The organism is Solwaraspora sp. WMMD792, assembly GCF_029626105.1.
GTDB lineage: Bacteria > Actinomycetota > Actinomycetes > Mycobacteriales > Micromonosporaceae > Micromonospora_E.
Map to the genome: position 1 here is coordinate 6,367,481 of NZ_JARUBH010000009.1, position 16,332 is coordinate 6,383,812.

Genomic DNA, 16,332 nt, shown 5'->3' on the forward strand with positions numbered 1-16,332 from the left:
CGTGTTTCCTCGCGGCGTACGATTGTGCACTGAGTCGCCGTTGACCTACGTGCTATTCGGTCGCCCGAGGCTATTTCGCCGACTTTGCGCCGAGCAACACTTCGTCCATGATCACTGGGCGATTGCCGGGTGCCGGGCGCGGGCACCGGTCGACGAGGGCCCGCCGCAGCGGCGGGCCCTCGTCGCCGCCGTCACTGCGCAGGCCCGACCGTGACTGTTGTCGTGGCCGGCAGACAGGAGTTGGTGTCGGCGGTCGCGGTGACCCGGGCGACCGCTCCGGCGCTGCCGGGTGCGGCGGTGATGGTGACCGGATGCTCCGGGCTGCCGGGCCGGGTGACCGTCGGGGTGACGCTGACCCCGGGGTCGCCGGTGACGGTCAGGTGCAGCGCCGCCGAGGTGGTGCAGGCGGACACCACGAACGTCACGATCGCGGTGCCGCCCTCAGGCACCTCCACCTGCGACGGGCAGGCGATCACCATCAGCGCCGGCGGCATCGGCGCGGGTGTGAAGCCGACCTCGGGCGAGTCGGCGGTGGCCGCCGGGGCGACGGTGACGACCCGGGCGAACGCGGTGTGGCGGGGGATGCTCGGCGAGCCGTTGCGCAGCGCCGGATGGTCCGGTGGGACGTCGATGCCGTACGGGGCGCTGCTGTCGCTGCCGACCAGGATGTCGTTGATGTAGAACTCGACCCGGTCGATGGTCCCCACGTCGGTGCTGGCGTCGGCGGTCATCCGGACCGCGCAGACCGACACCAGGTAGCTGCCGTCGACCGGGCTGGTCAGCGTCACCTCGGGTGCCGGCCCCGGCCCGGTGCCGTCGCACGGGTCACCGTTGATGGTGCAGCCCGGATCCTGCGGTCGGCCGCCGGTCCAGGCGCCGACGTACCCGATCTCGACCGACCCGCCGGCGGCGATGACGTTGTTCCACGTTGTCGGGGTGGCGGTGGGGGTCCTGCCGTCCAGGGTCCAGTTGGCGTTCCAGCCCTGCTGGACTGTCTCACCGGCCGGCAGCGTCAGCACCAGTTTCCAGCCGTTGACCGCCGTGGCGCAGTTGTTGGTGATGGTGATGTCACGGAAGACGCCACCGCTGTCCGGGCCGTTGTTCCAGTAGCTGCTCTCGATTGTCACCGTCAGGCATCCGGCGTTGGTGGCGGCCCCGGCGGTCGTGCCGGCCGCGTGTGCTGGGGCGCTGGTCGCCGCCGTACCGCTGGTGGCGAGAAGCATCGCGGCGGCGACGCCGGCCGCGGCCCGCCACCACGAGGTCCGTCGGCGGCTGCGGGGCAATTCATCGGTACGGTGACGCGTCGGTGGGGTGGACGACAACAACATGGGGGCTGGTCTCCTTCGATCCCAGGAACCCGTGCCGACCGGGTGGGCCGGCAGGACGGACGGTCCCACAGCTGTCCGCCGGCCCAGGCCACTGTAGGCATCCTCATCGTTACATCAGTGGCTGTCGATGCACAACGGGTGTGATGACGTCTTGGGCATGGCGTGGTGGTTGACATGCCGGGTGTTGGTGGGTGGGTCCGGGCACACCCGGACCCACCCACCGCTCTAGCCCAATGTCAGCTCACGTCCGGCGGTCACCAGTCGCCGTTGATCGCCTTCGACACGGTCGTCCGGGTGCAGTAGAGGTCACCGCCGGCGGACCGGTTCTGGGTAGCACGTCTTCCAGTAGACGATGCCGTCCTCGTCCATGTTGTAGTTGCACGACGCCCAGGTGCCGGCGCCCTCGGAGTTGTAGCAGATACCGGACCGGCCGTAGTCGGTCCACCAGTACGCGGCCGCCGACGCGCCGTCGGAGTCGCCGTCGTACACGTGGAACCAGTCGCCGTAGTCCTCGAAACAGGCCTGGTTGCCGGTCGAACCCTGGATCAGGCACCGATCCCAGAGCAGGCCGACCTCGGCGGCACCCTCTGGTGCGCTGGACTTCGGGCCGTACGCGATCGTGTCGACGCTCGCCGGATCGACGGCGACGGTCGTCTCCGCCGTGCCGGAGGCATTCGCCGTGCCTGATGGCGCCGCCGATGCCGGGGCGGCCATGAACGCTGCGGCCGTGACTGCTGCGAACAGCGCAGCAAGGCTGGTACGGATCTTCACTTGTGGATCCACTTCAGGTATGGGCCCGGTAACCTGAGGTCCCCCAACATGCATAGCCTTCGCTGCCTTCGTGACTCGTCGTCGCGTTCGTGACAGCGGTCCCGGCCCGCCCTGCTGGGACGGCCGCCCGGTGCCTACTCCGAGCGTCGGAAACACGGCTTGCACGGTATTTGTTCCCTATCTGGCGGGACTCCACGTCACTGACCGTCAACGGTGCAGAGTGGTGCCCACTCCGCTCATGTCGAGGTGAGGCTGACGCACGTCAAACTGCGGAATAACGTGCGTCAGCCTCACCTCGACGCGGAGGTCCGATGTTGACCGCCCGTCCTGGCATTGGCGATAACTGAGAGCGAGAGTGAAGTCGGGTAGGCGAGCCTGACTTCGGCGTGGGGGTCTGACGAGGGCGGAGGTTCTGGTCGTAGTCCGAGCGTGGTGATCGAATGCGCGCCTTCTGACAGGCTGTCGGCGTGTCGAGTCGATGAGGCGTAGTGGATCATCGCCCGGCAACGCCTGACGGGGCGGCGGAGGTCACCGGTGACCGGGCGAGGGGCCTACGGCTTGCGCATCCACGTCGCCGGGTCGGTGATGAAGACACCTTTGCCCTGGTGACGGTCGATGACCTCGAGGGCTTCGAGCCGCACAAACACCAGGCGGATTGTTGACGGGCTCACCTCATACTGCTTGCAGAGCTGGGCAATCGACGGCAGTTTGTCGCCCGCCTTCAGTTTGCCGTTCTTGACGTCGGCAACGATGGCGTTCGAGATCTTGAAGTAGTCGGGCAAAACAGGCATGGCGCTCCCTCGCGTGGCACCTCCATTCGACCACGTCACTTATGTGTGGAGCAAGGTTTAGGTAGCCTCCACGCGGAGGTTGACATCGGCGACATCCGCACATAAGTTCATCGCTACGAGCGCTCCCTCGCGTGGCAACGACGGGGTGCTCGTGCACTGGTCGGGGCGGGGTGGTGGCGCGCGGCTTGCCCGCCCCGACCGCCCTACCCGAGTGAGTCCCCGCAAAACCCGTAAACCCGTGAGCAGCAGAGATCCAGCATGAGCCGCTCCGGGGTCGTACTCGCCGAACGAGGCTGCGACCGCCGGAGCTGGGGCGACCCGTCGGCTGCGAGTCCTCCCGCTTCGGCCTGCCCGGCCGGCGGGTCGCCCCGTCCAAGCACACAGATACGCAGCACCAGCACCGGGAGCAGATCAGGCACAGCACCAGCGCGGCATCGCGTCGGCGGCACCAGCTGCCGGCGTACTCCTGACCGAAGGGGAACCCCGACGATGCGCAACCTTCTCCACCGGATCTTCAACCGACCAGGCCGGCGAGCAAACCGGGTGGTCGAGCCACCGCAGCACCTGCGGCCCCGCAACGCCGGAGTGCTTCGCAACGCCGGAGTGTTCCGCCGGCCGCCGTTGCGGCCCCGGATCCACCCCGGCCAGGTCCGCGACCGCCGGTTCCGCGAGGTGCGGCGCGGCCTCGACCCCGTCGAGGTGTACGCCTTCCTGCACTACGTCGCCGAGGACCTGACCGCCCTGCGGGACGACCTGCGGCGCACCGACGACGAGAACCTGCGGATCAAGCGGGCGCTGCGCGAATGGCAGTCCACCCAGACCCGGATGTACGTATGACCGCCGGGCCGCGTACCCAACTGGTGCTGACCGTCGCGAACCTGGACACCGGCGCGGTCGCCTCCACCAGCGTGATGCCCGGCGACATCGAGCCGGAGCCGGCACCGCACGGCGGCTGGGAGATACCACTGTGGCCGGTGCGCGACGAGCTGGCAGCGCAGGTCAAAGTCGACCGGTCGACGCTGCGTGACCTGCGCTATCCGGACGTCGAGCGGGCCGCCGGGCTCGCGGCGGCGCACACCGGTCCCGGCCACCCGGCCTGGTCGATCCACTTCGGGCGTACGGTGGCTGAGCCGCCGGTCAGCGTCGACGAGTCGTTGGGCCGGCTGTGCGCGCTGGCCGACCTGCTCTGCCTCGACCTGGTCGTCGAGGCCCGGTGGGGGGTGTTCGCGGCCGGCCTCAACTGGGACATCAGGTTCGAGACGCCCGGCGCGGCCGTGCCGCGTGACCAGCGCGGGTACGCCGCGAGCCTGCCCGCCGCCGTCGACCGTACCGCTGTGGCGGACGCGTTGGCCGGGCTGGCCGAACGGTCGTTGACCGCACCGGCGCACTTCCTGCTGCCGGCGTTGCGGTCGGCGGCACCGCCCGACGAAATCGACGTCGAACGGCTGGAGCGCCGCATCGTCCAGGACTGCGGTACGCCGCCGCCGGTCCCGGCCGGCGCGGGGGAGTGGACCGCCGGGGCGCAGGCCATCTGGCGGGATCGCCGCTGGCGGCACACGTCGCTGTGCCGGATCCCGGGCCCTCGGCCGGCGATCCCCGAACTGGCCCCGGTGCTGCGCCGGACCTGGCAGCCGCCGCTGCCGCCGTGGCTCGGCGAGCCGATCCCCAGCGTGCCGTGCCCGGACTGTCACGCTACCGGCTGGCGGCACCCGGTGCTGACCTGCCGGCGGTGCGGCGGCCACGGCCGGCAGTTCGACGGTGCCGTCGTCACCGTCACCAATCTGCGGGACCGGGCGACGCACGTCGAGTGGCGGCCGAGCCGCACCACGAGCGGGGACACCGCTGCGTCCGTCCTGGAGTCGGGTGGGCCGCCGGTGGTGCGGTTGCCGGAACGGTTCCGGCTGAGCCGGCTGGCCGGCGTGTTCGGCGTACGGCCGGTGGACCTGCTCGACCTCACCGGGGAGCGGGTGGTCCCGCAGGAGCTGCGCGAGGCAGTGGTGCCGGTGCTCGGCGACGGGCCGGACCCGATCCGGCGGTATGTGCGGGCTGCCGCCGCCGGCCGGCCCGGTGCCCGCCTGCTGGTGCACGCCACCGACTGGGCCGAACTGCCGGCGTTCGACGCGTTCGCCGCGCTGGTGGTCGGGCTTGGTCTGGCGCTGCGGGTGACCGCCCGGGACATGCGGCCGTACGTCGACGACCCGATGGTGGTGCACGACCTGCTCTGGGGCGTCGAGGCGTTGCCGGTGACCAGCACTGCGGCCGGCGGGACGAACCCGGCCGGTGGGACGGAGCCGATGGACGAGCCGGAGCCGGTGGATGAGCCGGAGCCGGTGGACGAGCCGTTGAGTCGCAGCGTGCAGCAGGCGCTCGGCCGCTGCCTGCGCTACCTGGAGCTGGCGGTGGTCGAGTCGCTGCCGGCCGACCCGGCGCGGCCGATCCCGGTACCGCAGCAGTTGGCGCCGCCGGCCGTGCCGGACATCGTCGGGCAGCTAACCGAGCTGGCCGCCGCACACGCCGGGCAGGTGGTGGCCGCGCATCTGGATCAGGCCGGCTGCCGCTTCTGGGTCGCCCCGAGCCGCTGAGGCCTGGGTCGCCCCGAGCCGCTGAGGCTGATGCCACAGGTGCATCTTGATGCACCTGTGGCATCAAGCTGCAAATCGCATCTGCCCCGGGCACGGCCCGATGCATCTGAATAGCCCGTTTTATCCAGCACGACTTGGGTGGTTCAAGCGGACTTGCGGTCAGTGGTCTTCTTCGCAGCGGTCTTGCGGGCACCGGACTTCTGCGTGCCGCTGGTCTGTCGCGTACCGCCGGTCTTCTGGCCGGCGGTTTTCGCGGCGGCCTTGCGGGCCTGGGCCTTCTCCGGTTGCGCCTTCTTGGCGGTGGTCTTCTTCTGGTCGGCGGCCGCTGCCTTCTTCGCCGGGGCCGTCTTCCTGGCCGGGGCCGCCTTCTTCGCCGCCGGAGCGGCGGCGGCCTTGGCCGACTTGGCCGAGGTGATCGGGGTCGGCTCGGCCGGCTCCCGGTCCTCGCCAGCAGCCTCGCCGGGGGCCTCTCCGCGCGCCACCCGGGCCCGCTCGACCGAGGCGCGCAGCGCGGCCATCAGGTCGACCGCGGCGGCCGGTGCCTCCTCTTCCTCCTCCGGGGCGACGATCTCCCGGCCCTCCACCTTGGCGTCGATGACCTCCTGCAGCGCCGCCCGGTAGTCGTCGGTGTACTCGTCCGGGGCGAACTCGCCGGCCATCGAGTCGATCAGCGAGGCGGCCATCGCCAGCTCGGGCGGGCGGACCTGGATGTCGTCGTCGAGGAAACCGAACGACGCCTGCCGGATCTCGTCCGGCCAGAGCATCGTGTTGAGCACCAGCACGTTGTCACGTACCCGCAGGGTGGCGAGCTGTTCACGTTGCCGGATCGCGACCTTGACGATCGCCACCCGGTCCGAGTCGGCCAGGGCGTCGCGCAGCAGCACGTACGGCTTCGTCGCGGTGCCTTCCGGCTCCAGGTAGTAGGCCTTGTTGTAGAGCATCGGGTCGACCTGGTCGGCCGGCACGAACTCCAGCACGTCGATCGCCCGGGAGGTGCTCAACGGCAGGTCGGCGAAGTCCTCGTCGGTGAGGATCACCATCTCGCCGCCGCCGAGGTCGTAGCCCTTGGCGATGTCGTCGTAGCTGACCTCCTCGCCGTCGACCGAGCAGACCCGCTTGTACCGGATGCGACCGCCGTCCTCCCGGTGCACCTGGTGGAACCGGATGTCCTTCTCCTCGGTGGCGGAGTACAGGCGTACCCCGATCGACACGAGGCCGAACGACACCGCGCCTTTCCAGATCGCGCGCATGGCTGATCCCTTCGCCACCACCGGCGGCCGCCGACCTGTCCCGCCCTTCCCCAAGGTCAAGATCGCCAGGTCGGCCCGGTGTTGATCCAGGATCGCATCCGACAGAACTCAGCGCGACCACTTCGTTGCTGGTTTTACAGTGGCAGGATGCCGGGTGGACCGCTGCGGCCGATGCTCGCGACGACCGGGGAGCTGCCCACAGGCCCCGGCTGGTGGTACGAGTTCAAATGGGACGGCGTGCGCGCTCTGGCGGATATCTCCGGTGGTGGGCAGCGGCTGTACGCCCGGTCCGGTGCCGAGATCACCATCGCCTACCCGGAGCTGTCCGGGCTGCCCCGCGCCCTGGACGACGCCCTGCTCGACGGGGAGATGGTGCTGCTCGACGCCGCCGGCCGACCGTCGTTCACCCTGCTCGCCGAGCGGATGCACGTGCGGGATCCGGCAAGGGCGGCCCGGCTGGCCGCCGGTGCGCCGGCCACGTACATGATCTTCGACCTGCTGCGGCTGCGCGGCGCGGACCTGACCGGCTGGCCGTACCGGGACCGGCGGCACGCGCTGGAAGCCCTCGGGCTGGCCGGGCCGGCGTGGGCGGTGCCGCCCAGCTTCACCGACGGGCCGGCCACCCGGGCCGCCGCCGCCGAACACGGGCTGGAGGGCGTGGTTGCCAAGCGCCGCGACGCGATCTACCGGCCGGGTGCCCGCAGCCCCGACTGGGTCAAGGTCAAGATCGAGCTGACCCGGGACTTCGTCGTCGGTGGCTGGCGTCCCGGGGTGCGTCGGCTCGGCGGCCTGCTGGTCGGCGTACCGGTGCGGGACGCGACCGGCGCGGCGACCGGCGCGCTGCGGTTCACCGGCCGGGTCGGCGGCGGGATCGGGTCGGCGGCCGAGCGGTCCCTGCTGGCCGCGTTGGAGCCGCTGCGTGCCGAGTCGACGCCGTTCGACACGCCGCTGCCCCGGGAGGACGCCCGCGGCGCGAACTGGGTACGCCCAGAGGTGGTGATCGAAGTACGGTACGGCCAGCAGACCCCGGACGGGCGGCTGCGGTTCCCCCGGTTCCTGCGGATCCGCCCGGACGTGCCGGCCACCGACGTCACCGAGGAGGATGCCGATGCGGGCTGACCGCGGTCTCGGCGCGGGCAAGCGCCGGATCCGGGTGGACGTCGCCGGCCGGTCGCTGGAGTTGTCCAACCTGGACAAGGTGCTGTACCCGGCGGCCGGGTTCACCAAGGGCGAGGTGATCGACTACTACACCCGGGTCTCCGGTGCGCTGCTGCCGCACCTCGCCGACCGGGCGCTCACCCGGATCCGCTACCCGAATGGCGTCGACGGCCAGTTCTTCTTCGAGAAGAACGCCCCGGCGAGCACCCCGGACTGGGTGCGTACCGAACGGCTGCCCACGCCCGGGTCGTCACGGGGCCGCGACGAGCTCGACTTCGTGATCGCCGACGACCTGCCCACCCTGGTCTGGCTGGCCAACCTGGCCGCGCTGGAGCTGCACACCCCGCAGTGGCGGGTCGGCGCCGACCCCGACCTGCTGGTCGTCGACCTCGACCCGGGGGCACCGGCCGGGATCGAGGAGTGCTGCGCGGTCGCGGTGCTGATCCGCGACCGGTTCGCCGACGACGGCATCGCCTGCTTCCCGAAGACCTCCGGCCGCAAGGGCATGCAGCTCGGCGCGCCGGTGTCGGCCGGGCAGCCGGCCGACGTCGTCTCCGGCTACGTGAAGCGAGTCGCCGAGGAGCTGGAACGCCGCTCACCGAAGACCATCACGTCGAAGATGGCCAAGCGGCTGCGCCCCGGCCGGGTCTTCATCGACTGGAGTCAGAACAACGCGGCGAAGACGACGGTGGCGCCGTACTCGCTGCGGGCCGGCCCGGTGCCGGCCGCCTCCGCGCCGCTGACCTGGCCGGAGGTGGAGGCCGCGGCGGCCGGCGAGCCGGGCGTCGTCCGCCAGTTCACCGCCGCCGAGGTGCTGGACCGCCTGGACGAGTACGGCGACCTGCTCGCCGACCTGCTGACCGTCGGGCCGCCGGTCCCGGACCGCCGACAAGGGTCAGGGTAGGGCGGGGCCGAGGACGTCGTCGGCGTCGACGATCGTGTACGCGTACCCCTGCTCGGCGAGGAACCGCTGCCGGTGCGCGGCGTACTCGGTGTCGATGGTGTCCCGGGAGACCACGGTGTAGAAGTGCGCCTGCCGGCCGTCGGCCTTGGGCCGCAGCACCCGGCCGAGCCGCTGCGCCTCCTCCTGCCGGGAGCCGAACGTGCCGGAGACCTGGATCGCCACCGCCGCCTCCGGTAGGTCGATGGAGAAGTTCCCGACCTTGGAGATGATCAGCGTGGGGATCTCACCGTTGCGGAACGCGTCGAACAGCCGTTCCCGCTCCTTGTTGGTGGTGGAGCCCTGCACGATCGGCGCGTCCAGGAATTCACCGAGCTGGTGCAGCTGGTCGATGTACGCCCCGATGACCAGCACCTGCTCGCCGCGGTGCCGGTCGACCAGCGCCTTGACCACCGGCAGTTTGGTACGCGCGGTGGCCGCCGCCCGGTACCGCTCCTCGGTCTCGGTGACCGCGTACCCCATCCGTTCCGCGTCGGTCAGGGTGACCCGGACCTCGACGCATTCGGCCGGGGCGATCCAGCCCTGCGCCTCGATGTCCTTCCACGGCGCGTCGTAGCGTTTCGGCCCGATCAGCGAGAAGACGTCGCCTTCCCGGCCGTCCTCGCGGACCAGGGTGGCGGTCAGCCCGAGTCGGCGGCGGGCCTGCAGGTCGGCGGTGAACCGGAAGATCGGCGCCGGCAGCAGATGCACCTCGTCGTAGATCACCAGGCCCCAGTCGCGGGCGTTGAACAGGTCGAGGTGGGTGAAGGCGCCCTTGCGGCGCGAGGTCAGCACCTGGTACGTGGCGATGGTGACCGGGCGGATCTCCTTGCGCTCGCCGGAGTACTCGCCGATCTCGTCGGCGGTGAGCGAGGTGCGGGCGACCAGCTCCCGCTTCCACTGCCGGCCGGCGACCGTGTTGGTGACGAGGATCAGGGTGGTCGCCTTGGCCTCGGCCATCGCCGCCGCGCCGACCAGCGTCTTGCCGGCGCCGCAGGGCAGCACCACCACTCCGGAGCCGCCGGCCCAGAACTGCTCGACCGCCTCCTGCTGGTAGGACCGCAGCGACCAGCCGGGCTGCCCGTCGCCGCCGGCGGTGTCCAGCTCGATCGGGTGCGCCTCGCCGTCGACGTAGCCGGCCAGGTCCTCGGCCGGCCAGCCCAGCTTGAGCAGGCCCTGCTTGAGCCGGCCCCGTTCGGACGGGTGCACCGCCACCGTGTCGTCGTCGATCTTGTCGCCGAACATGCCGGCGAGCTTCTTGCTCTTGGTCACCTCGGTCAGCACGGCCCGGTCGGTGGTCCGCAGCACCAGCCCGTACGCGGGGTCGTTGGCCAGCTGCAGCCGGCCGTACCGGTCCATGGTGTCGGCGACGTCGACCAGCAGCGCGTGCGGCACCGGGTAGCGGGAGAACTTCAGCAGCGCGTCGACGACGCTCTCGGCGTCGTGCCCGGCGGCGCGGGCGTTCCACAGGCCGAGCGGGGTGAGCCGGTACGTGTGCACGTGCTCGGGTGAGCGCTCCAGCTCGGCGAACGGGGCGATCGCCATCCGGCACGCGGTGGCGTCCGGGTGGTCGATCTCCAGCAGCAAGGTCTTGTCCGACTGGACGATCAGCGGTCCGTTGTTCACTGTCGGTATCCCCCTTCTGGCCGACCCACCAGTCTCGCACGCGACCGCCCGACACTGGGCGGTTCCGGTGACCGACGCCACTGTCGGAGTGACGATCGTTGCGTACCTGGTGAATATCGCAACCTCAGCGGCCGCTGCGGCGTCTTACCTCACGACGGCTGTCCTGGTCAGGACATGACCTGGAGGTACGCCAGGGCAGCGTCACACTGGCCGGTGCCGACGGACGCGTTCGATCCGCACCGTGACCCGTCCGGGCCGGAGAGGCAGCCCGGGGAGCGGCGACGCGGGCGGAGTAACGGGGGCGGGCGGTCCACACCCGTGCGACGGCCAGGTGGTGGCCGCCGGCTGCTGGCGACTCTCCAGCGAGCAGCCGGCGGCCGCCACCTCAGCGAGCGGGGGTGAGCCCGACGCCGGGGGTGTACCGCACCGGGACCGGGTCGATGATCTCGCCGACGAACCGGCCGTCCAGGTGGTCCAGGAAGCCGATCAGCTGCCAGCCGCCCTGGTCGGTGTCGGGTACGAGGCGCGGTGCGTACAGGCCGGGGTGGGTGAACGGCTGGGCGGCGGCGACGTCCCACGGGCCGGTGGTGGCGGTGCCGGGCACCACCCAGATCTGGTCGGTGGTCGCGCCCCGGGCCGGCGAGACGGCGTTGTTGGTGCAGAACAGCAACAACGGCTGTCCGTCGATCACCACCACCTGCGGGACCTCCAGGTGCCCGAAGCCTGCGGGTACGGACAGCGGCGGCCGGACCCGCCAGGTGGTCAGGTCGTCCGAGGTGGCGTGCCCGATCACGCCCCGGGTGTCGGCCGGGCCGGTGGCGGACCGGGCGGTGATCAGCATGTGCCAACCGGCGCCGGCCGGGTCCGGGAAGACCCACGGGTCGCGCCACGCCTGTTCGTACCAGGCGTCCCGGTCGAGTAGCTCGTACCAGGTCGGGTCGGCCTCGACCAGCGGTTCGGTGCCGTGCCGGTGCCAGGTCATCAGGTCGTCGGAGACGGCCAGACCGATCCGCTGCACCAGTCCTTGCTCGGCCCGGCTGACTCCCGTGTAGAAGAGGTACCAGCGGCCGTCCGGACCCCGGACGGTGCTGCCGGTCCAGGTGGCGAGGTCGTCCCAGGCGGGTGCGTCCGCCGGGACCAGCGCGTCGGCGACCAGCCGCCAGTTGCGCAGGTCGGTGGAGACCGCGTGGCCGATGCTGGCGCGGTGGTGCCGCCGGTGCGGGTCGCCCAACGCCCGGGAGGCACGCAGGAAGAACACGTGCCAGCGGCCGCTGTCGTCCCGTGCGTACCAGCTGTCCCACACCCAGTGATCCGGTAGCCGAAGCATGCCGGGAAACCTAGCAGTGAATCGGTTTAGCGCCAAGTTCGTGTCGTTACCCGCTGTGCTGGGACGGCCTCCAGAGGCCAGTTGGCGTCGCGGCTCAGGTGCTGTCCGCTGGCGCGGCGATCGACTTCCGGCGGTGCAGCGGCATCGGCACCATGCACCGCTCGGTGGACTCGCCGTCGAGCAGGATCTCCACCGCCCGCTGGCCCATCCGCTCGTGCGGCAGCGCCGCGGTGAACAGACCGGGCCGCAGCCAGGTGGCGATCGGGTCGTCGTCGAACGAGACGACCGAGATGTCGGTGGGCACGGTCAGCCCGGCGTCGGCGATCGCCTGGTACGCGCCGAAGGCGAGGCGGTCGTTCATGCAGATCACCGCGGTGGGTGGGACGGATCGGGCGAGCAGGGTGCGCATCGCGGTGTAGCCGTGCTCGGGCAGCCACTCCCGGCAGAACGGCTCGGCGTACAGCGTGGCGTCGGCAGCCGACAGGGCGTGCCGGATGCCGAGCAGCCTGGCCTCGGCGGCCAGCGACACCTCCGGGTCGCGTTCCTTGAGGCGGTTGCGCCCGATCAGCGCGATCCGTTGCCGGTGGCCCTGCTTGAGCAGGGCCTCGGTGACCGCCCGACCGGCCAGTTCGTCGTCCGGCAGCACGCAGGGCAGGTTGTCCGGGCTGGTGGCGTTGAGCAGCACCACCGGGCCGCCCAGGATGGCCGGCGGCACGGTCAGCCGGCGGGTGGCCATCGCGGCGTAGATCACCCCGTCGACCTGCCGGTCCAGCATGGCTTCGATCGCGTACCGCTCGAACTCGGCGTCGCCCTGCGTCTCGGTGATCAGCAGTACGTGGTCGCGCTCCCGGGCGGCGTCCAGTGCGCCCCGGATCAGCCCACCGGCAAAACGGGTAGTTGCCACGATGTCGGACACGAAGGCAATCGTGGCGGTTTTCCTGGTCCGCAGACTTCGTGCGGCGACGTTCGGGCGGTAGCCTAGTTCTTCGGCGGCGGCGAAGACCCGCTGGTGCGCCTCGACGGAGAGGCGCGTTCCCTCCCGCCCGTTCAGCACCATCGACGCGGCGGTCTTGGACAGGCCGGCCCGGCGGGCGACATCGGCCAAGGTGGCCCTGTTCCGCACTGTTGATCCTCTTGATGGGGGTTCACTGTCCACAGCACTGCCTCCGCCGGTCATGCCCATGCTCCATCATCCGATGCCGCCCCTGGTCCGGGGCAGGCGGGTGACCCGCCACCTGTGAACGAGCCGTTTCCGGACCGTTGCCAACTGGTCCTTGACAGCAACGAGCTTTTCGCAGCATGCTCTGCTAAATCAGTTTAGCTAGACGATCCGCCAGGCCACTCATGGCGGAACCCCAGACGACGGTGCACCGGAGCCGTCGCAGGCGAAACATCACGAACCGCTACGCCGCGTGGGATCGGCGGGGCGGCGACAACTCAAGGAGTCCCGAGATGCGTAGATATGCGCGGAAGCTCCACGCCGGTCGCCCGGCGCTGGTGCTGGCGCCGCTGATGGCGGCCACCCTTGCCATCACCGCCTGCTCGGCCCCGGGTGCCGACCCGGTCACCGAGGACGACGGTGACACCGAGGTCAGCACCGAACTGGGCAGCGACCCGATCACCCTGGAGATGTACGCCGAGACCGGCTTCCCGCTGGCCAAGGCGCTCGCCGACGAGTTCAGCAACCAGTACCCGAACGTCACGTTCAACGTGCGTGAGGACCAGTTCACCGTCATCGTCGAGAACGCACCCCGGGTGCTGGCCGGCGACAACGCGCCGGACATCATCCGGCTGCCCACCATGATCGACCTGGTCTCCGACGGCCTGCTGAAGAACCTCGACCCCTACTTCGACGCGTACGGCTGGGACAGCTTCCCCGCCTCGCAGCTGGAGCAGCTGCGGATCACCGACGACGGCACCCGGGGCAGCGGCTCGCTCTACGGCATGGGCCTCGGCTACAGCGTCACCGGCGTGTTCTACAACAAGGAACTCGCCGAGCAGGTCGGGATGACCGAGCCGCCGGCGACCATCGCCGAGTTCGAGGAGCTGCTCGCCGCGGCCAAGGACGCTGGCATCCAGCCGATCATGCAGTTCAACCAGGACACCGCCGGGATCAACTTCCCGCACCAGGCGCTGCAGAACCAGTACGGCGACCCGCAGGAGATCGCCGACTGGATCTTCCAGAAGGAAGGCGCCACCTTCGACACGCCGGCCGCGCTCAAGGCCACCCAGACCATCGAGAAGTGGGCCCAGGCCGGCTACTTCCCGGCGGACGCCAACGCCATCGACTACACCGCGATGATGGGCCAGTTCCAGGAGGGCAACGGCCTGTTCATGTTCAACGGTGACTGGGAGTCGGGCAACCTGGACAGCAACATGCCGGGCGAGGTCGGCTTCTTCCTGTTCCCGGGGGAGACCGCGGACGCCTCGCACGTGGCGATGTCCGCCCCGAACACCTTCGGGGTCGGCGCCAAGGCGAAGAACCCCGACGCCGCCGCCTTCTTCCTGAACTGGGTGCACACCAACGAGAAGGCCCGGGAGATCTCGGTGCAGGTCGGTGGCTCCAGCCCGGGCGGCCCGGCCGACCTCGAAGTGCCGACCGCCGCCGAGGGCACCGTACTCGCCCAGACCCTCGCCGCCAGCGGGCAGCTGGCCGAGGAGAACGGCGCGGTGGACTTCACCGCCAACGCGACCGGCTCGATCTTCGCCTCGGCGATCACCCCGGAGCTGCAGAAGCTGATCGTCGGCGAGCAGACCCCGGAAGGGTACGTGCAGGCGGTCCAGGCCCAGTACGAAGAGGAACTGTCTCGATGACGCTGCCCGCTACCGGCAGCACGTCACCCGCGCGGGCCCACCGGAACCGGTGGGCCCGTTCGGGCCGCTGGTCCGGCTGGTTGTGGGTGGTGCCGGCCCTGGTGATGTACGTGGTCTTCGTGGTCCGCCCGTTGACGCTCACCTTCCAGTACTCGCTCTACGACTGGAACGGCATCGGCGTCGCGCGGTGGGCCGGGCTGGACAACTACCTCACCGTGTTCACCGACTCCGACCTGCTGAAGATCATCGGGAACGCGTTCGTGCTGATCATCTTCTTCAGTTTCATCCCGGTCGGGGTCGGGTTGCTGGTGGCCAGCCTGGTCCGGCGGATGGCCACCGGGCTGTTCGGCACCGCCGTACGGACGATTCTGTTTCTCCCGCAGGTCATCCCGCTGGTCGCCGCCGGCATCGCGTGGAGCTGGCTGCTCTCGTCGTCCGGCGTGGTCAACCAGGCGCTGCGCGCCGTCGGCCTGGGCGGGCTGGCCCGGCCGTGGCTCGGCGACTTCGACACCGCCCTGCCGTCGGTCGGCATGATCGGCGCCTGGGTCTCCCTCGGCCTGTGCACCATCCTGCTGATCACCGGGATCGGCAAGATCGACCCGAGCCTGTACGAGGCGGCCCGGATGGACGGCGCCGGCCCGGTCCGGGAGTTCTTCGCGGTCACCCTGCCCGGCCTGCGCCGCGAAATCGGCGTCTGCCTGACGGTGACCGTCATCGCGGCGCTGGCCAGCTTCGACATCGTCTACATCTCCACCAGTGGCGGACCGGGTTACCAGACCACCGTGCCGGGCCTGGAGATCTACCGGCTGGCGTTCGCCCAGCGGCAGGTCGGCCTCGCCTCCGCGTTGGCCATCGTGCTGATGGCGCTGGTGCTGCTCTGCGTACTGCCGATCCAGCGTCTGACCCGGGAGGAGAAGGGATGAGGCTCAGCCGCAGCGAGCAGGTGACCGGGCGGGTCTTCCTGATCCTGCTGGTCCTGGTCACCCTGCTGCCGTTCGTGAGCATGCTGTCGGCGGCGTTGCAACCCCGCGGGACGGTGCCGACCGGGTTGACCTGGCCGTCCGACCCGCAGTGGGGCAACTTCGCCGACGCCTTCACCGTGGCCAACATGGGCGCGCTGCTCAAGTCCAGCGGCCTGATCGTCGCCGGGGTGGTACCGGTCGCCGTGGTGATCGCCACCATGGCCGGCTTCGGCCTCGGCCACCTGAAGATCCCCGGCGCCCGGTTCGTCTTCGTCTTCTTCCTGCTCGGCCTGACCATGCCGTTCGAGGCGGTGATCACCCCGCTGTACTACCAGATCCAGGACTTCGGGCTGCTGAACACCCGGTGGGCGATCATCCTGCCGCTGATCGGACTCTTCATGCCGTTCGGCGTGTTCTGGATGCGTACCCACTTCATCAACGTGCCGGCCGAGTTGTCCGAGGCCGCCCGGGTCGACGGCAGCAGCACCTGGCAGCTGTTCTGGCGGATCCACCTGCCACTGGCCCGGCCGGCGATCGCCTCGCTGACCATCCTGCTGTTCCTCTGGACGTGGAACCAGTTCCTGCTGGCCATCGTGCTCGTCGACGACGGCACCAAGCGGACCATGGCCGGCGCGCTCGGGGCCTTCCAGGGGCAGTGGGGCACCGACCAGGTGCTGCTGTGCGCCGGGTCGCTGCTGATCCTCACCCCGACGCTGATCGTCTTCCTGATCTTCCAGCGTCAGTTCATCAAGGCCCTGCTGCAGGGGTCGGTGAAGGGGTGAC

At 70.5% G+C, this 16,332-nt stretch carries 14 protein-coding genes; 7 read left to right on the forward strand and 7 right to left on the reverse strand.

What is annotated here, in order from left to right; all coding sequences use genetic code 11:
• Positions 1–191 precede the first annotated feature (191 nt).
• From O7629_RS29665 to O7629_RS29675, 3 genes are all read right to left on the reverse strand, one after another.
• Complete coding sequence (locus O7629_RS29665) at positions 192–1,328, reverse strand: cellulose binding domain-containing protein (RefSeq protein WP_278173414.1); 1,137 nt, start codon at positions 1,326–1,328, stop codon at positions 192–194.
• Positions 1,329–1,634: 306 nt separating this feature from the next.
• Positions 1,635–2,099: a hypothetical protein gene (locus O7629_RS29670; protein WP_278173416.1), complete on the reverse strand. Its 465-nt coding sequence runs from the start codon at positions 2,097–2,099 to the stop codon at positions 1,635–1,637.
• A gap of 551 nt (positions 2,100–2,650) precedes the next feature.
• Positions 2,651–2,890, reverse strand: coding sequence for a winged helix-turn-helix domain-containing protein (locus O7629_RS29675; RefSeq protein WP_278173418.1), 240 nt, complete (start codon positions 2,888–2,890; stop codon positions 2,651–2,653).
• Between the two features lie 489 nt (positions 2,891–3,379).
• Between O7629_RS29675 and O7629_RS29680 the strand changes: the two genes are divergently transcribed.
• Both O7629_RS29680 and O7629_RS29685 read left to right on the forward strand, forming a co-directional pair.
• Positions 3,380–3,727: a DivIVA domain-containing protein gene (locus O7629_RS29680; RefSeq protein ID WP_278173420.1), complete on the forward strand. Its 348-nt coding sequence runs from the start codon at positions 3,380–3,382 to the stop codon at positions 3,725–3,727.
• Positions 3,724–5,472, forward strand: a complete 1,749-nt coding sequence (locus O7629_RS29685) for a hypothetical protein (protein ID WP_278173421.1) — start codon at positions 3,724–3,726, stop codon at positions 5,470–5,472. Before O7629_RS29680 ends, O7629_RS29685 begins: the two co-directional genes overlap by 4 nt.
• A gap of 143 nt (positions 5,473–5,615) precedes the next feature.
• Here O7629_RS29685 and O7629_RS29690 read toward each other — a convergent pair whose 3' ends face one another.
• Positions 5,616–6,722: a Ku protein gene (locus O7629_RS29690; protein ID WP_278173423.1), complete on the reverse strand. Its 1,107-nt coding sequence runs from the start codon at positions 6,720–6,722 to the stop codon at positions 5,616–5,618.
• A 147-nt stretch (positions 6,723–6,869) separates the two neighbouring features.
• On the opposite strand from O7629_RS29690, the gene ligD (O7629_RS29695) reads away from it, so the two are divergent.
• On the forward strand, positions 6,870–7,841 hold the full coding sequence (ligD, locus tag O7629_RS29695; RefSeq protein ID WP_278173424.1) for a non-homologous end-joining DNA ligase: 972 nt from the start codon (positions 6,870–6,872) through the stop codon (positions 7,839–7,841).
• On the forward strand, positions 7,831–8,784 hold the full coding sequence (ligD, locus tag O7629_RS29700; protein WP_278173425.1) for a non-homologous end-joining DNA ligase: 954 nt from the start codon (positions 7,831–7,833) through the stop codon (positions 8,782–8,784). The genes ligD (O7629_RS29695) and ligD (O7629_RS29700) overlap by 11 nt, the downstream gene beginning before the upstream one ends.
• On the opposite strand, the gene O7629_RS29705 is transcribed toward ligD (O7629_RS29700), so the two are convergent.
• The 3 genes from O7629_RS29705 to O7629_RS29715 form a co-directional block, all read right to left on the reverse strand.
• On the reverse strand, positions 8,776–10,446 hold the full coding sequence (locus O7629_RS29705; RefSeq protein WP_278173426.1) for a DNA repair helicase XPB: 1,671 nt from the start codon (positions 10,444–10,446) through the stop codon (positions 8,776–8,778). The genes ligD (O7629_RS29700) and O7629_RS29705 overlap by 9 nt on opposite strands.
• Before the next feature lie 385 nt (positions 10,447–10,831).
• On the reverse strand, positions 10,832–11,809 hold the full coding sequence (locus O7629_RS29710) for a glycoside hydrolase family 68 protein (protein WP_278173427.1): 978 nt from the start codon (positions 11,807–11,809) through the stop codon (positions 10,832–10,834).
• 58 nt (positions 11,810–11,867) lie between these two features.
• Complete coding sequence (locus tag O7629_RS29715) at positions 11,868–12,896, reverse strand: LacI family DNA-binding transcriptional regulator (RefSeq protein ID WP_278173428.1); 1,029 nt, start codon at positions 12,894–12,896, stop codon at positions 11,868–11,870.
• Positions 12,897–13,225: 329 nt separating this feature from the next.
• Here O7629_RS29715 and O7629_RS29720 point away from each other — a divergent pair, with 329 nt between their 5' ends.
• The 3 genes from O7629_RS29720 to O7629_RS29730 are packed head-to-tail and all read left to right on the forward strand — an operon-like array spanning position 13,226 to position 16,331.
• Positions 13,226–14,587, forward strand: a complete 1,362-nt coding sequence (locus tag O7629_RS29720) for an extracellular solute-binding protein (protein WP_278173429.1) — start codon at positions 13,226–13,228, stop codon at positions 14,585–14,587.
• Positions 14,584–15,510 carry a sugar ABC transporter permease gene (locus tag O7629_RS29725; protein WP_278173431.1) on the forward strand — a complete coding sequence of 309 codons (927 nt, stop codon included), beginning with the start codon at positions 14,584–14,586 and terminating at the stop codon, positions 15,508–15,510. Before O7629_RS29720 ends, O7629_RS29725 begins: the two co-directional genes overlap by 4 nt.
• Positions 15,507–16,331, forward strand: a complete 825-nt coding sequence (locus O7629_RS29730; protein ID WP_278173432.1) for a carbohydrate ABC transporter permease — start codon at positions 15,507–15,509, stop codon at positions 16,329–16,331. The genes O7629_RS29725 and O7629_RS29730 overlap by 4 nt, the downstream gene beginning before the upstream one ends.
• Position 16,332 lies beyond the last annotated feature (1 nt).

What these genes read in the sequence shown, in the direction of transcription:
- O7629_RS29725 (WP_278173431.1), top strand. Translation starts at nt 14,584, where the DNA reads ATGACGCTGCCCGCTACCGGCAGCACGTCACCCGCGCGGGCCCACCGG.
- O7629_RS29675 (WP_278173418.1), bottom strand. Translation starts at nt 2,890, where the DNA reads ATGCCTGTTTTGCCCGACTACTTCAAGATCTCGAACGCCATCGTTGCC.
- O7629_RS29690 (WP_278173423.1), bottom strand. Translation starts at nt 6,722, where the DNA reads ATGCGCGCGATCTGGAAAGGCGCGGTGTCGTTCGGCCTCGTGTCGATC.
- O7629_RS29730 (WP_278173432.1), top strand. Translation starts at nt 15,507, where the DNA reads ATGAGGCTCAGCCGCAGCGAGCAGGTGACCGGGCGGGTCTTCCTGATC.
- ligD (WP_278173424.1), top strand. Translation starts at nt 6,870, where the DNA reads ATGCCGGGTGGACCGCTGCGGCCGATGCTCGCGACGACCGGGGAGCTG.
- O7629_RS29685 (WP_278173421.1), top strand. Translation starts at nt 3,724, where the DNA reads ATGACCGCCGGGCCGCGTACCCAACTGGTGCTGACCGTCGCGAACCTG.
- O7629_RS29665 (WP_278173414.1), bottom strand. Translation starts at nt 1,328, where the DNA reads ATGTTGTTGTCGTCCACCCCACCGACGCGTCACCGTACCGATGAATTG.
- ligD (WP_278173425.1), top strand. Translation starts at nt 7,831, where the DNA reads ATGCGGGCTGACCGCGGTCTCGGCGCGGGCAAGCGCCGGATCCGGGTG.
- O7629_RS29720 (WP_278173429.1), top strand. Translation starts at nt 13,226, where the DNA reads ATGCGTAGATATGCGCGGAAGCTCCACGCCGGTCGCCCGGCGCTGGTG.
- O7629_RS29680 (WP_278173420.1), top strand. Translation starts at nt 3,380, where the DNA reads ATGCGCAACCTTCTCCACCGGATCTTCAACCGACCAGGCCGGCGAGCA.